Genomic DNA, 13,835 nt, shown 5'->3' on the forward strand with positions numbered 1-13,835 from the left:
GCGAGCTACTCGTCAAGCACCTCGACGAACGGAGCGAAGCGGGCGTAGTAGTCGTCCTGCAGCGAGCGGAGCGTCTCGCGCAGGAACCCGGGCTGGTGCTCGTACTCGTTGAGACCCCGGTAGTAGAAGAGCTTCGTGGCGTCGAGGACGATGAAGGGCATGAGGCCATTGCGCAGGCACTGCTGGAACATCAGCATCCGGCCGACCCGGCCGTTACCGTCCTGAAAAGGGTGGATGCTCTCGAAGCGGTGGTGGAAGTCCGCGACGTCGTCGAGCGTCATGGACCCCGGCGTGCGCGCCAGAAGATCCTCGATCGCCGGCCCGACGCGCCCAGAGGCGACCGTCTCCCGCCCGCCGACGACGTTGGGCACGCGCTTCCAGCCGCCGACGGCAAAGGACGGCCTGCGGGCGTCGGCCGTCCCGCGCTTGAGGATCCGGTGGTAGTCCTTCATCACCGCTGCCGTGATCGGCTCGTCGAACCGGTCGAGCACGGCGTCGAACAGCTCAAAGCCGTTGACGGTCTCCACAATGTCGTCAACGGGGAGGGCATCGCCGGCAATGGTGCGGGTCTCGTAGATGTAGCGGGTCTGCTCCTCATCGAGGCGGCTGCCCTCGATCCGGTTGGAGTTGTAGGCCATGAGCACCTGGTTGAGGTGGTAGAGGCCGCCTTCATCCGGGTGCGGCGCTGCTCGCGCAGGGTGCGCGCGAAGCGCGCGGGGTCAATGGCGTACTCGCCCTGCTCGGGCATGCCGCACCCCCTCCCCGATCCGCAGGGCTTCCATGCTACGAGTCACCCGCACCGAGATCGGTTCACTTCCGGCTCGAGATCGGTTCACTTCCACAACTTCCACATCGAGACGCCGTCGCCTCAGCACGCTCGAAGGTCGGCGCGCATGGCGGGGAACTTGTTGAGCGTGAAGCCGGTCTGCTCGTACATGCCCTGTCCCGCCTCGGTGGCCATGAGCTCGGCCCGGCCGATGCCGGTCGATGCGGCCCACCGCATCACCGCCTCGAAGGCCCGCCGGCCGTGCCCGCGACCGCGATGGGCCGGAAGAGTGCACACGTTGCTGACCAGCACGTCGCGGCCGTCGGGGACCTCGGGCGAGGGCGCGGCGTCCCGGACCGCCCCCATCGCGCAGGCCACGACCTCCCGATCCGCCTGCACGACGAAGATCCCGTATATCGGGTCCCTGATCCTCTCGAGGAACCAGCGACGCGCGTTGCTCCGCCACCGGCCATCCGTCATCGCCGTCCCCGTCATGCGGAACATCTCCTCGCGCAGCGCCACCAGAGCACTGACGTCGGGAACGGTCGCCCGTCTCACGACAATGGCATCATCCACGGTCACGAAACTACCGTGGGCCCAAGCATGAGCAAAGGCCCTCACCCGGGCCGAGTCGAGGCATGCGCCACGGCGCTCCGTCGGCAGCGGTAGAATCGCTCCATCAGATCCTGGTGCGCGAATCGCACTGCCCGGTAGGAAGTCCGGGCGGCACCCCGCCCGTGCCCGTCGCCTCGCCCCGTCGAGGAATCCGGCGTCACCAGGTCCGCTTCGGCGTACCTGGAGACAACAATGGCGACGACTTTCACCATCTTCTTCGACGGCCACCGGTGGGTGGGTGTTCTTGAGCAGCGCGACGGCGGCCAGATCCGAGCCGCTCGGGTCGTCTTCGGCCGAGAACCGAGCGGCGCGGAGATCGAGGACTGGCTCCGCCGTCACGGCAACGACCTCATTGCCCGCGCGTCCGCTGCGCAGCCCATCGACGACGGCGGCCGCCCGGCAATGCGGGCGCGCAGTCCGAAGCGCGCCCAGCGCGAGGCCGCCCGGCAGGCGCGCCAGCCGCACGGCGCCACCGCCTCCCAGCAGGCCCTCGCCGCAGACCGGGAGGCACGAGCCGCAGCCCGCGCACAGGACGAGGCCGCCCGACGTCGTCGGGACCGCGAGGAGGCGTGGGCGAGGCGACGCGCACGCGCCCGAGCGCGCCACCGGGGCCGGTGAACCGATCTCGACGCGGAGCTGGACCGATCTCGGCGAAGAGGGGCGAGGGTGCCGGCGGGGCTGCGTGCTGGACGGGCGCGCGGGCACACGAGAGCCGCCGGCGCGTACCCCTGAAACACGCGCTCGGCGGCTCGTCGTGCTATGAACCTCCTCTCACTCGGTGGATCCCCGCGGCCGTCGTACCTGGAATGGACCGCGGAGCCTGGACATCTTCCCCTGTCGTTCCTTGTATTCCTCCTTCCGTGCGAGCTGCGTGCAGGTCTACTGGGCGTTGAGGGCCGCCGTCGGGGGCGTGCGCGCCGCCCGCACCGCCGGGTACAGCCCCGCCACCGCGCCGATAATGACCGTGACCCCCAGGCCCGCCAGGATGATGAGCGCCGGCAGGGAGAAGGGCCAGCCGTTGGCGGCCGCCACCCCGGCCGTCACCCCGACCCCGATGACGCAGCCCAGCGCTCCTCCCAGCCCCGCCAGAAGCAGGGCCTCGGCGAGGAACTGGATGAGGATGTGGCTGCGCATCGCCCCCAGGGCCCGTCTCAGGCCGATCTCGCGGCGCCGTTCCAGCACCGAGATGATCATGGTGTTGGCCACCCCGATCCCGCCCACGATCAGGGCGATCGAGCCGACCCCGGTCAGCAGGCTGGTGAAGGCCTGGTCGGCGGCGTTCTTGGCCGCCAGCGCGTCCGAGGGCCGCGAGATCTTGACGGCCCCGGGCGCCTGGGGCGAGATCGTGGGGCCGAGCAGTTCTCTGACCCGCTCGACGGCCTTGTCCGCGCTGCGCTCGTAGATGGTCGTCGGATTGCCCGCGTAGCCGAACAGCCTCTCGGCCACGGGCGCCCCGATGAGCGCCGCATTGTCGAGCTCGGGCGCCAGCACCGACGGCTTGAGGATCCCCACCACGGTGAAGGACGTCCCGCCGAGCCACACCTGGGTGCCGGGCTCCACCACGCCCAGTCGCCGGGCGGCGGAGGCCCCGAGCACGGTGGACGGGTAGGAGGACGTGGCCGGGTTGAGCCAGGCCCCCTTGTCCACCTCGCCGGCGACGACGTCGAGCAGCCCCGGCTCGGCCACCAGGGCCGAGATGCCGCCGGTCGCCGCCTTGTCGCTCAGGGAGTTGCGGTAGACGGAGGCTTTGACCAGCGAGGTCGAGCTCGACTGCTGGACGCCGTCGATCTTGTTCACGCGCCCGACGGCGTCGGTGGGGAACTTGACCTCGGTGCCGGTCAGGTCGGAGCCCGGCGTGAGGGTGAGCATATTGGTGCCCAGGGACTCGAGCTGGGCGGTGAGCTGGGCCCGGCTGGAGGTGGACACGCCGACCACCGCGATCATGGCCGCGATGCCGATGGCGATGCCCAGGGCGGACAGGAAGGCGCGCATGGGTCGGGCTCGCAGGCCCGTTCCGGCCAGGCGCAGGATGTCGGCCGGACGCAGGTGCGAGCGCTTCGGGCGCGTCGTCGTCGAGCTCATTGTGCCTCCTTCGCCATTGTCGCCTCGCCCGCCCGCGGGCGGGCCTCAGCCGCTCCCGCCTCCGGGTGGGCGGAGTCTGAGACGATCCTCCCGTCCCGGATGGCGACCCGCCGCGGCAGTTTGGCCGCCAGCTCGTTGTCGTGGGTGATGACGACCACCGTCGTGCCCTGCTCGTGCAGCTCGTGGAGGAGCTCGACGATCGAGGCCCCCGAGACCGAGTCGAGGTTGCCGGTCGGCTCGTCTGCCAGGAGCAGGGGCGGGTCCCCGACGACGGCGCGGGCGATGGCCACGCGCTGCCGCTCACCGCCGGAGAGCTGGTGGGGGCGGTGGCGCAGGCGGTGCCCGAGCCCCACGCGCCGCAGGGCAGTCTCGGCGCGCCTGCGGCGCTCGCCTCGCGGCACCCCCAGGTAGAGCAGGCCGTCGGCGACGTTGTCGATCGCCGTCACGCCGTCGGCCAGGTGGAACTGCTGGAAGACGAAGCCGATGCGCCGCGCGCGCACGGCCGACAGGTCCTGGTCCGACAGCCCGGCGACGTCGAGGCCGTCGATCTCGACGGTTCCCGAGCTGGGCCGGTCGAGGGTGCCGATGAGGTTGAGCAGAGTCGACTTGCCCGAGCCGGAGGGGCCGACAACGGCGATGAACTCGCCGCGGTCTACATCCAGGCTGATGCCAGCGCAGGCGGCCACGGGCGGCTCCCCGTAGGTGCGGCGCACATCGCGAAGGGACAGGATGCGGCTCATCGCTGCGGCACCACCACGCGCTGCCCCTCGGCCAGGCCCTCGCCCGAGATCTCGACACGGCCGGCGGCGAACAGCCCGGTGGTCACCGGGACCCGCTGGGTCGTGTTGTCGGCCTGGACCACCTCGACGCCGAACTGCTCCGGGCTCAGGGCGACCAGCGCACCCACGGGCACGGACAGGACGTTCTCCCGCTTCTCGCTGGGCAGGCCCACGGTGACCGAGACCTCCTGGAAGCTCGCGGTGACCGAGGCGTCGTCGGGCGTGATGGTCACCGGGATGACGCGCTCCTTCTCCTTGGAGTCGCCCGACCCGCTCTTCTCCGTGGGGGTGCCCACCGAGGAGATGGTGCCGGTGGTGTCGACGGCCCCCGGCAGATGCAGGGTGACCTTGTTGCCGACGACGCCGAGCTGCTGGTCGGCGAGCTTGATGTTGACGTCCACCACCTGGGCGGTGGAGGTGACGTCGTACAGGTCGCCCTCGACCGCCGCCTTGTCCCCCACGCGGGACTTGATGGAGCCCACGCGCAGGTCGTCCGGGGCGAAGACGACGCGCCCCAGCGGGATGGCGCCGGTCTGCTCCAGGTCCTTGTCCTTCTGCCAGGCCCTGATCGCCCGCATGGTCCACCACCCGAAGGTGCCGTCCGGCTCGCGGGTGAAGTAGCCCAGAGACTGCAGGGCGGCCTGGAGCTGCTGGACATCGCTGCCCTTGCTCATGCCGTCCTCGAAGGCGCGCCAGGCGGGGATGGAGCCGTGCATGAGGTAGGCGGGCTCGCCGCCGACGTCGTAGAGCTGGTCGCCGGCGTGGAGCACTGTGCCGGCCGCCGGCAGCCAGGTGACCACGCCCTCGAATCCGGAGCGCAGCACGTGGGAGTCGGAGAAGCGCAGGGTGCCGGCGGCACTCGTCTCGCCCTGCAGGGTCCCGCGGGTGATCTCCTCGGTGGTGCCGGTGAACTCGGCGGGCTTGTCCTCGTTCTTCCTCGCCTGGCCCGGGAGCACCCCGGCCGCCGCCGCGGTGCCCGCCCCGGCCCCGACCAGGAGGAGGGCGGCGCCGACCCCGATGAGGAGCCGACGGCGGGTCGGGTGCGCGGAGCCCTTCCTCTCCGGAGCCTCCGCACCGGCCGGGTCGCCCGCGCCCTCGATGAGGGACGCGAGGTCGCCCCCGGCGTCACGGGTTCGACGCCTGAGCCTCACTGGCTGTCCCCGGACGTCGCGGCGGCGCACTTCTCAATGGCCTCCTGGGGAATGGCGCCGACGTCGAGGGACAGGCCCTTGCCGGGCTCGGGGTCCTTGACGTCGTAGCCGTCGTTGCGCAGGCACTCGGCGAGCGCAATGCTCGACTTGAGGATCTCGGGGTCGTCGGGTCCCTGGGTGCTGGCCCCGGGCGGCGTGCCGAGCTTCTTCTCGCACTCCTCGACGGCGGTGTTGAAGGCGGCCGCGTCCCCGCCCACGTCCTGGGTGCGGATGTCTTTATCGCTGTCGGAGTCTGAGACGTTGAAGCCCGCGTCGCGCAGGCACTGGTTGAACTTGAGGTTGTAGTCCTGGGCCGCATCGGCCGTGCTGCTGGTGGAGGCATCGGCGGCGTCGGCCGACTTGCCGCCCCCGCACGCGGCGACCATCCCGAGAGCGCAGACCACGCTCGCCGCTGCCGCGAACATCCTCGTCTTGCCGTTCCTCATTGGGGCTCTCCTCATTCCTCGATCGTGGGTTCTGAAGCTCCCGTGCGCGCGCCGCCCCGGCATCCGGGGCGGCTCAGCGCCGGGCCCCGGTCCGTCCGGAGCTGGGCACAATCTCAGCGAAGCCGACGTTGCGAGAGCCTTTAGAAAAATCTTTACGCGGGTTTTAACCCCGTCTCCCCTATCGTTGGCTCGGGAAGACGCGGGAGACCGCGGGAAGATGCAGAGCCTGGAGGTCGATGACGTGCGCGTGCTGGTGGTTGAGGACGAGTCCTACCTCGCAGAGGCGATAGCCACAGGGCTGCGCCGCGAGACAATGGCGGTCGACGTCGCGGGCGACGGCGCCGAGGCGCTGGCCCAGGTCGAGATCGCCGACTACGACGTCGTCGTCCTGGACCGGGACCTGCCCGGCGTCCACGGCGACGAGGTCTGCGCCCGCCTGGCCGACGAGCACCCGGAGGTGAGAGTGCTCATGCTCACCGCGGCCCGCTCCCTGCGCGAGCGGGTGGAGGGCTTCCAGATCGGGGCGGACGACTACCTCGTCAAGCCCTTCGAGTTCCCCGAGCTCGTGGCCCGCCTGCGCGCGCTGGAGCGGCGCAGCCAGCCGGCCCGCGGGCCCGTCCTGGAGTCCCAGGGGGTGCGGCTGGACCCCTTCCGCCGGGAGGTCTCGCGCGACGGCCACTTCGTGCGGCTGAGCCCCAAGGAGTTCGCGGTCCTGCAGCTGCTCATGGAGGCCGACGGCGGGGTGCTCAGCGCCGAGACGATCCTGGAGAAGGCCTGGGACGCCAATGCCGACCCCTTCTCGAACACCATGCGGGTGACGATCTCCCACCTGCGCAAGCGCCTGGGCCGGCCCTGGGTCATCCAGACGGTCCCGGGCGCCGGCTACCGCTTCGGGGGCTGACATGTCGTCGCAGCGCGACCCGAGCGACCCGGCCGTCGAGACGGCCCGGACGGCGTCATCCGCGTCCGGGCCGACGACGACCGCTTCGGCACCGTCAGCGCCGCCGTCTGGGCAGTCGGCCCGGAGGCCCAGGGCCCGCAGGCTGACCATCCGCGCCCGGCTCACCCTGACCTATGCGGGCCTGGTGACCGGGTCGGGCGCCGTCCTCATCGCCCTGGTCTACCTCTACATGCGCCGCTTCGAGGTGCCGGTTTCCGAAGCGCCGGTGGTGGGCACCAATGAGAGCGACGGGTCGATCTACCTGCGGGTCACCCTCCTGTCGGAGTTCCTCAACACCATGCTCGGGATCTCCCTGGGGGCGCTCGTCCTGCTCGCCCTGCTGTCCGGCGCTGTCGGCTGGGTGGTCGCCGGTCGCATGCTCGCCCCGCTGTCGACCATGAACGAGGCCGCCAAGCAGGCGGCATCCGGCGATCTGAGCCGGCGTCTGGCGCTGGCCGGCCCGCACGACGAGATCCGCGACCTGGCCGACACCTACGACCACATGCTCGACTCCCTGGAGTCCTCCCTGGCCACCTACCGCCGCTTCGCCGCCAACGCCTCGCACGAGCTGCGCACGCCGCTGGCCACCGCCCAGACCATGATCGACGTGACCCTGGCCGACCCCGGCGCCTCGGCGGACCAGCTGCGCTCCCTGGTCGAGCGGCTGCGGGAGACCAACCGTGCGAACGTCGAGACCGTCGACGCCCTGCTGGACCTGGCGGAGGCCCAGTCGGGGGACATCTACCGCGAGGAGGTGGACCTCGGCGAGGTGATGGCCACGGTGCTGGCCCAGCTCGCCCCGGAGGCCGCCGAGCGGGAGGTGACCCTGCCGGCGGCCCCCGGCGACATCGTCGTCGTGGAGGGCGACCCGGTGCTGCTGCGCCAAGCCGTCTCCAACCTGCTGCGCAATGCGGTGCGGCACAACGTCGCGGGCGGCGGCGTCGAGCTCGGGCTCGCCCGCGCGGGCGACAGGGCCCGGCTGCTGCTGTCCAACGACGGACCGCTCGTGCCCGCCGAGCACCTGACAGCGCTGCGCGAGCCCTTCGTGCGCGGCGCCGGGCGGGGCCGGACCCGCGGCGACGGGCACGGCCTGGGCCTGGCCATTGTCTCCGCGGTCGCGGACGCCCACGACGGCGTCCTGGAGCTGTCCGCGAACCCGTCGGGCGGGCTGAGCGTCGTCCTCGACCTGCCCGCGCGCAGCGGCGAGCCGGAGGGCGGGGCCCTGTGATGCGCCGCCGGCCCCTTCTCCAGAGCCTTGGACGTTCGGACGTCTCAGTACTGGTAGGTGCGTTCGAGGGAGCGGTAGCGCAGCAGGCGGGCGGTGGCGAGAATCGTCACCACCAGGCCCACCAGCCCGGACACCCCGGCGATCAGGAGCATCAGCATGATCAGCGGCATGCGCGAGAGGTTCAGGGGCGGTCCGATGACAACGTTGCTGGTCCCTGCGGGGCAGGTCACCGTGAACGTGCCCGTCCCGGGAGCCTCGAACAAGGCGTAGGGCATGGTGTCGGACAGCGGGGTCAGCGCCACGGCGTCGCCGCTCGGAGCGGTGACGGTGCAGTCGGTCGTGGTCCCGCCGAAGGTCGAGGTGTACAGGGCCGAGGTGGTCCCCTGCTCCAGGTACACCGTACCGGCCTCGCCCAGCGGCTCGCCCAGGCCCCTGGAGCCCCCGAACGCCACGAACATGCTGGCGGCGCCGAGGACCAGCGGCACGACGAACAGAAGGACCAGGCCGATCACCGCCATGCGCCAGGGTCGGCGCCTCGCGCGGGGCTGGGTGCTGAAGCCCGTGTCGGCCCCCAGGCCCGTGTACTCGCGCACGGGCGGTAGAGGGGCCGCCAGTCGGACCAGTCCGTCTCCGGGCGCGCGCGCATACGGATCCGGGCCGCTGCCCCCGCGGTCGGCCTCGGTGTCCCCCGCAGGCGACCCGAACGACGTCGTCGCCGGGGCCGTCTGCCAGTCGGAGTCCGCAGGCGAGGCCGACGACCGCTCGAGTCTCTGCTCGTGCAGGTAGGCCGCCAGCTCCTCGGGGCTCAGACGCTTGCCGTAAAGGGGCTGGCCGTCCTCGGTCTCGTAGCGCGCCACGCGTGACTCAGCCCTGACGGCCACCTGCGGGACCACCGACCTTCGCCGCGATCTCAAGCACAAGGCGCAGCCCCAGGATCTCGGTCAGGACCCAGGGCAGGTTCACGAGCAGGTCGATGAGGAACTTGCCGACGTCGAACTCCGAGCCGGAAAGAGAGGAGAAGGACAGCGAGACGCCCGCCTTGTAGGACGCGTAGAGCCAGGACAGTGCGAAGCCGATGGTGCCGACGATCATGACGATCGTGCCGTACTTGGCCGCGAAGGAGCGGCCGGCGTCGAACAGGTTGGTGAAGATGGAGTCCCCGGCCGGAGCCATGCCCGGCTGCTGCGGCACCGCGCCGGTGGGGACGTACTGGGTGTTCTGGGCCGCGAACTGCTGCGGGTTGTAGGCGCCCGGGGCCGACGGCGCGGAGGTGGGTGGGATGTAGGGCTGTCCGGGATTGGGAGGTTGAGTCATGGCGAACTTCCTTCGTCGTTGGGAGTACTCGCACACTATAGTCACGGGGCCGGAGGCCCCGGACAGAGGATCACGTTCTGATCTCGGCCAGGATACGCCGGTCACGACGACGTCAGAAACGGGGCAGGATCATGGCGCCGCCCACAGACGTCCTCGGCGCCGCGCTCCGCCCCGTCCGGCCGGTGCGGGCGGGCACGACCTGGACCTCGCCGTCGGCGGCCGCGGCGAAGATCCGCTCGGCGGCCGCCTGGCGCAGGCGCAGGGCGCGGTTCTCGCGCTCAAGGGCCTCCAGGCGGCGCTCGAGATCCAGGATACGCCGGATGCCCTCCAGGTTGACGCCGTCCTGGCTCAGGGCCTGGACGCGCCGCAGCCGTTCGACGTCGCGGTGTGAGTAGCGTCGGCCCCGCCCGGAGGTGCGGGCGGGGCTGACGAGCCCGAGGCGGTCGTACTGGCGCAGCGTCTGCGGGTGCATGCCGGCCAGCTCGGCCGCCACCGAGATGACGTAGACGGCGCGCTCGGCGGCGTCGTCGGCTGGGAAGTCGACGCTCTGGCCGGTGCGGCGCCGCGGGCTCACTGCGACGCCTCCCGGGCCAGCGAGGCGCGCGGGTCGGACTCCATGGCGGCGTCGAAGGCCTCCAGGGCGTCCTTGGCCGCGCGCGAGAGCCTCCGGGGCACGGCGACCTGGATGGTGACGAGCAGGTCCCCGGTCTTCTTGGAGGTGACGACCCCCTTGCCGCGCACCCGCATGACGGTGCCCGAGGACGTGCCGGCCTTGATCTTGATGCGGGTGGTCGTCCCGTCCAGGAGCGGCACCTCGACGGTTGCGCCCAGCGCCGCCTCCTTGAGGGTGACCGGCAGGTCCATGCGCAGGTTGACGCCGTCGATGGAGTAGACGGGGTGCTTGGCGACGGTGATGGTGATGACCATGTCGCCGTTCTCGCCGCCGTCGCGCCCGGGACGGCCCTTGCCGCGCAGGCGGATCTTCTGGCCGTTGTGCACGCCCGCGGGAATGCGCACGGTCATGGTCCGCCCGTCGGCGGTGAGCTCGACGGTGGTCCCGGCGACGGCGTCGCGCAGCGACAGGGTCGCGCTGGTGATCACGTCAGGGCCCTTGACGGGCTCGGGCTGGGAGCCGAAGCCCCCGAAGCCGAAGGGGCCGCGGGAGCGCCGCCCGCCGAAGCCGCCCGCACCGCCGGCCGCCCCGAACTGGCGCAGGAGCTCGTCGATGTCGGGGTCGGCGCCGCCCGACGTGGTGAAGCGGACGTTGCCGCCACCGCCGCCGAACATCGAGGAGAAGATGTCCTCGAAGCCGGCGCCGGCGCCGCCCCCGGTGCCGGAGGTGAAGCGGGCCCCGCCTCCGGCCATGGAGCGGATGGCGTCGTACTGCTGGCGCTCCTTGGCGTCGGACAGGACCGCGTAGGCCTCCCCGATCTCCTTGAACTTCTCAGCCGCGGCGGCGTCGTCGGGGTTGCGGTCCGGGTGGTACTTCTTGGCGAGGGTCCGGTAGGCCTTCTTAATGGCTGCGGAGTCGGCGTCCTTGGCGACGCCGAGGACCGCGTAGAAGTCCTTGGTCATCCAGTCCTGGCTGGCCACGGGTCACCGCCTCCTTGTCTGGGTGGTAGTCGTGTTTCTGTCTTTCGTGCGTGTGCGGGTGGGTCAGGCGGGGTTCGCGACCTGGACGCGAGCGGCCCGCACGATCCTCTCACCCAGGCGGTAGCCCGGCTGCAGGACCAGGGAGATGGAGGGCTCGCTGACCTCGTCCGACTCGGTGGCCATGAGGGCCTCGTGGATCGTCGGGTCGAAGACCTCGCCCACCTCGCCGAAGCGCACCAGGCCGAACTTGTCGGCCAGGATCGCCTCAAGCTTGCCCGCGGTGGTCTCGAAGGTGCCGGTGAGGTCCCCGTGCTGACGGGCCAGCTCGATCTCGTCGAGGACCGGGATGAGGGCCTCGACGACGGCGGCCTGCCCGGTCTCCCGGTGCCCCGCGGCCCCCTCGCGGGAGCGGCGCACGAAGCCCTGGTACTCCTGCTGGAGGTTGTACAGGTCGGCGCGCGCCCGGGCCAGGTCGTCGGCCGCCTGCGCGGCCTGTGCCCGGGCCCGCTCGAGCTCGGAGGTCTCGGCGGGCTCAGCAGGCTCAGCGGGCTCAGAGGCCCCGGCAGCCCGGGCGGACCCGGCGGGCCGGGCCCCGCCGTCGTCGGCCCCCCCGGAGCCCTCGGCCTCCCCGGCCTGCCCCGCAGGGGCGACCGGGTTGCCCGACTCGTCCAGCACGACGCCGTCGAAGGCGGAATCGACAGCCTCCGCCAGGGCGGGGTCGACCTGCTCCCCGCCGTCTCCGTTGTCCGTGCGCCCGGTGTTCTCGTCACTCACTTGGAGTCCTCGTCGTCAATGATCTCGGCGTCAACAATGCCGTCGTCCTCGGCCGGGGCCTCGGAGGAGGCGCCGGCGGCGGAGGTCTGGGCCTGCTGGGCCTGGTCGTGCTGGTAGAGGGCCTCGCCGATCTTCTGGGCGACCTCGCTCAGCTTCTCCTGGGCGGTCTTGACGGGCTCGATGTCCGAGCCCTCGAGGGCCTTCTTGAGGTCATCGACGGCGCCGGAGACCTCGGAGTGGACGGCCTCGGGCAGCTTGTCCTTGTTGTCCTTGAGGAGCTTCTCCACGGAGTAGGCCTGCTGCTCGGCGGTGTTGCGGGTCTCGGCGTCCTCGCGGCGCTTCTTGTCCTCGGCGGCGTGCGCCTCGGCGTCCTTGACCATGCGGTCGATGTCCTCCTTGGGCAGGGCCGAGCCGCCGGAGATGGTCATGGACTGCTCCTTGCCGGTGCCGCGGTCCTTGGCGGAGACGTGGACGATGCCGTTGGCGTCGATGTCGAAGGAGACCTCGATCTGCGGGATACCGCGCGGGGCCGGGGCGATGCCGGTGAGCTCGAAGGTGCCCAGCGGCTTGTTGTCGCGGGCGAACTCGCGCTCGCCCTGGTAGACCTGGATGAGCACGGAGGGCTGGTTGTCCTCGGCGGTGGAGAAGACCTCGGAGCGCTTGGTCGGGATGGCCGTGTTGCGCTCGATGAGCCTGGTCATGACCCCGCCCTTGGTCTCGATGCCCAGCGACAGGGGGGTGACGTCAATGAGCAGGACGTCCTTGCGGTCGCCCTGGATGACGCCGGCCTGGAGGGAGGCGCCGATGGCGACGACCTCGTCCGGGTTGACGCCCTTGTTGGGCTCCTTGCCGCCGGTCAGCTCGCGCACCACCTGGGCGACGGCGGGCATGCGGGTGGAGCCGCCCACCAGCACGACGTGGTCGATCTCGGACAGGGAGACGCCGGCGTCCTTGATGACGTTGTGGAAGGGCACCTTGGTGCGCTCCAGGAGGTCGGCGGTCATCTCCTCGAAGTGGGAGCGGGTGAGCTTCTCGTCCAGGTGGATGGGGCCGGACTCGCTCATGGACAGGTACTGCAGGTTGATGTTGGTGCTCGTCGCGGACGACAGCTCCTTCTTGGCCTGCTCGGCGGCGTCCCTCAGGCGCTGCATGGCGATCTTGTCCTTGGACAGGTCGACGCCGTCCTTGGACTTGACCTGCTTGACGAGCCAGTCCACGATGCGGGCGTCCCAGTCGTCGCCGCCCAGGCGGTTGTCGCCGTTGGTGGCGCGCACCTGGATGGTGGCGAAGCCGTCCTCGTCCTTGCCGACCTCCAGCAGGGAGACGTCGAAGGTGCCGCCGCCCAGGTCGAAGACGAGGATGAGCTCGTCCTCCTTGCCCTTGTCCAGGCCGTAGGCCAGGGCCGCTGCGGTGGGCTCGTTGACGATGCGGTCCACGCTCAGGCCCGCAATGGTGCCGGCCTCCTTGGTGGCCTGGCGCTCGGCGTCGTTGAAGTAGGCCGGGACGGTGATGACCGCGTTGGTGACGGTCTCGCCCAGGTAGGCCTCGGCGTCGGCCTTGAGCTTGGCCAGGATGCGGGCGCTGATCTCCTGGGCCGTGTACTTCTTGCCGTCGATGGTGACGGACCAGTCGGTGCCCATGTGGCGCTTGACCGAGGAGATGGTGCGGTCGACATTGGTGACGGCCTGGCGCTTGGCCACCTCGCCGACGAGGACCTCGCCGGACTTGGAGAAGGCGACGACGGAGGGTGTGGTGCGGCCGCCCTCGGCGTTGGGGATGATGGTGGGCTCGCCGCCCTCGAGGACGGCGATGGCGGAGTTGGTGGTACCGAGGTCGATACCGACGGCGCGTGCCATGGAAGACTCCTTGCTGCTCCTGACGGAGCGACGGTTGATGTTGAGTGGTATGCACTCAGGATTGTGGTTGAGCGGAGCCGTGTCAACTTCGCCGTCCTCAATCTTGAGTCTGCTGAACTCAACTTCAGCGCGGGAGGTTCTATTCCGCGCCGCCGCTCCGGGCCGTATGCGGTGCGCCACAGGACCTGCCTCCCCCAAGCCGGAGCACCCCGGCACCCTTTTGCCGAGATCGGTAGATCTCCGCATCGAGAT

15 protein-coding genes are annotated in these 13,835 nt (G+C 71.0%); 3 read left to right on the forward strand and 12 right to left on the reverse strand.

The window, feature by feature from the left end:
- Nucleotides 1-5: 5 nt before the first annotated feature.
- Complete coding sequence (locus O145_RS05825; protein WP_052374745.1) at nucleotides 6-638, reverse strand: Fic family protein; 633 nt, start codon at nucleotides 636-638, stop codon at nucleotides 6-8.
- Between the two features lie 230 nt (nucleotides 639-868).
- Nucleotides 869-1,348, reverse strand: coding sequence for a GNAT family N-acetyltransferase (locus O145_RS05830; RefSeq protein WP_043560983.1), 480 nt, complete (start codon nucleotides 1,346-1,348; stop codon nucleotides 869-871).
- A gap of 225 nt (nucleotides 1,349-1,573) precedes the next feature.
- On the opposite strand from O145_RS05830, the gene O145_RS05835 reads away from it, so the two are divergent.
- Nucleotides 1,574-1,999, forward strand: a complete 426-nt coding sequence (locus tag O145_RS05835; RefSeq protein ID WP_043560986.1) for a YjdF family protein — start codon at nucleotides 1,574-1,576, stop codon at nucleotides 1,997-1,999.
- A gap of 261 nt (nucleotides 2,000-2,260) precedes the next feature.
- On the opposite strand, the gene O145_RS05840 is transcribed toward O145_RS05835, so the two are convergent.
- The 4 genes from O145_RS05840 to O145_RS05855 are packed head-to-tail and all read right to left on the reverse strand — an operon-like array spanning nucleotide 2,261 to nucleotide 5,878.
- The gene (locus O145_RS05840) at nucleotides 2,261-3,463 is read right to left on the reverse strand and encodes an ABC transporter permease (protein WP_043560988.1); all 1,203 of its coding nucleotides are present in this window, start codon (nucleotides 3,461-3,463) and stop codon (nucleotides 2,261-2,263) included.
- Complete coding sequence (locus O145_RS05845; RefSeq protein ID WP_052374734.1) at nucleotides 3,460-4,203, reverse strand: ABC transporter ATP-binding protein; 744 nt, start codon at nucleotides 4,201-4,203, stop codon at nucleotides 3,460-3,462. Before O145_RS05845 ends, O145_RS05840 begins: the two co-directional genes overlap by 4 nt.
- On the reverse strand, nucleotides 4,200-5,393 hold the full coding sequence (locus O145_RS05850; protein WP_084682418.1) for a peptidoglycan-binding protein: 1,194 nt from the start codon (nucleotides 5,391-5,393) through the stop codon (nucleotides 4,200-4,202). Before O145_RS05850 ends, O145_RS05845 begins: the two co-directional genes overlap by 4 nt.
- A complete protein-coding gene (locus O145_RS05855) occupies nucleotides 5,390-5,878 on the reverse strand; it encodes a hypothetical protein (protein ID WP_043560991.1) in 489 nt (162 codons plus the stop codon). The genes O145_RS05850 and O145_RS05855 overlap by 4 nt, the downstream gene beginning before the upstream one ends.
- 241 nt (nucleotides 5,879-6,119) lie before the next feature.
- On the opposite strand from O145_RS05855, the gene O145_RS05860 reads away from it, so the two are divergent.
- Both O145_RS05860 and O145_RS05865 read left to right on the forward strand, forming a co-directional pair.
- Nucleotides 6,120-6,779, forward strand: coding sequence for a response regulator transcription factor (locus O145_RS05860; RefSeq protein WP_043561155.1), 660 nt, complete (start codon nucleotides 6,120-6,122; stop codon nucleotides 6,777-6,779).
- A 1-nt stretch (nucleotide 6,780) separates the two neighbouring features.
- Complete coding sequence (locus O145_RS05865) at nucleotides 6,781-8,046, forward strand: sensor histidine kinase (RefSeq protein WP_052374736.1); 1,266 nt, start codon at nucleotides 6,781-6,783, stop codon at nucleotides 8,044-8,046.
- A 44-nt stretch (nucleotides 8,047-8,090) separates the two neighbouring features.
- Here O145_RS05865 and O145_RS05870 read toward each other — a convergent pair whose 3' ends face one another.
- The 6 genes from O145_RS05870 to dnaK form a co-directional block, all read right to left on the reverse strand.
- Nucleotides 8,091-8,903, reverse strand: a complete 813-nt coding sequence (locus O145_RS05870) for a hypothetical protein (RefSeq protein ID WP_043561160.1) — start codon at nucleotides 8,901-8,903, stop codon at nucleotides 8,091-8,093.
- Between the two features lie 7 nt (nucleotides 8,904-8,910).
- Nucleotides 8,911-9,360 (reverse strand): hypothetical protein, encoded by a 450-nt coding sequence (locus O145_RS05875; RefSeq protein WP_043560995.1) that lies wholly within the window; start codon nucleotides 9,358-9,360, stop codon nucleotides 8,911-8,913.
- A gap of 112 nt (nucleotides 9,361-9,472) precedes the next feature.
- Nucleotides 9,473-9,934, reverse strand: a complete 462-nt coding sequence (locus tag O145_RS05880) for a heat shock protein transcriptional repressor HspR (RefSeq protein WP_043560998.1) — start codon at nucleotides 9,932-9,934, stop codon at nucleotides 9,473-9,475.
- The gene (locus O145_RS05885) at nucleotides 9,931-10,953 is read right to left on the reverse strand and encodes a DnaJ C-terminal domain-containing protein (RefSeq protein WP_043561001.1); all 1,023 of its coding nucleotides are present in this window, start codon (nucleotides 10,951-10,953) and stop codon (nucleotides 9,931-9,933) included. The genes O145_RS05880 and O145_RS05885 overlap by 4 nt, the downstream gene beginning before the upstream one ends.
- 63 nt (nucleotides 10,954-11,016) lie before the next feature.
- Nucleotides 11,017-11,727 carry a nucleotide exchange factor GrpE gene (locus tag O145_RS05890; RefSeq protein WP_043561005.1) on the reverse strand — a complete coding sequence of 237 codons (711 nt, stop codon included), beginning with the start codon at nucleotides 11,725-11,727 and terminating at the stop codon, nucleotides 11,017-11,019.
- A complete protein-coding gene (gene dnaK / locus O145_RS05895; protein ID WP_043561008.1) occupies nucleotides 11,724-13,583 on the reverse strand; it encodes a molecular chaperone DnaK in 1,860 nt (619 codons plus the stop codon). Before dnaK ends, O145_RS05890 begins: the two co-directional genes overlap by 4 nt.
- Between the last annotated feature and the right edge of the window lie 252 nt (nucleotides 13,584-13,835).

The sequence above is a fragment of the Actinomyces israelii DSM 43320 genome, assembly GCF_000711965.1.
GTDB lineage: Bacteria > Actinomycetota > Actinomycetes > Actinomycetales > Actinomycetaceae > Actinomyces > Actinomyces israelii.

Bases quoted from the DNA above. Each gene is read 5' to 3' on its own strand.
- O145_RS05825 (WP_052374745.1), bottom strand. From the start codon at position 638: ATGGCCTACAACTCCAACCGGATCGAGGGCAGCCGCCTCGATGAGGAG.
- O145_RS05875 (WP_043560995.1), bottom strand. From the start codon at position 9,360: ATGACTCAACCTCCCAATCCCGGACAGCCCTACATCCCACCCACCTCC.
- O145_RS05855 (WP_043560991.1), bottom strand. From the start codon at position 5,878: ATGAGGAACGGCAAGACGAGGATGTTCGCGGCAGCGGCGAGCGTGGTC.
- O145_RS05865 (WP_052374736.1), top strand. From the start codon at position 6,781: ATGTCGTCGCAGCGCGACCCGAGCGACCCGGCCGTCGAGACGGCCCGG.
- O145_RS05845 (WP_052374734.1), bottom strand. From the start codon at position 4,203: ATGAGCCGCATCCTGTCCCTTCGCGATGTGCGCCGCACCTACGGGGAG.
- O145_RS05840 (WP_043560988.1), bottom strand. From the start codon at position 3,463: ATGAGCTCGACGACGACGCGCCCGAAGCGCTCGCACCTGCGTCCGGCC.
- dnaK (WP_043561008.1), bottom strand. From the start codon at position 13,583: ATGGCACGCGCCGTCGGTATCGACCTCGGTACCACCAACTCCGCCATC.
- O145_RS05835 (WP_043560986.1), top strand. From the start codon at position 1,574: ATGGCGACGACTTTCACCATCTTCTTCGACGGCCACCGGTGGGTGGGT.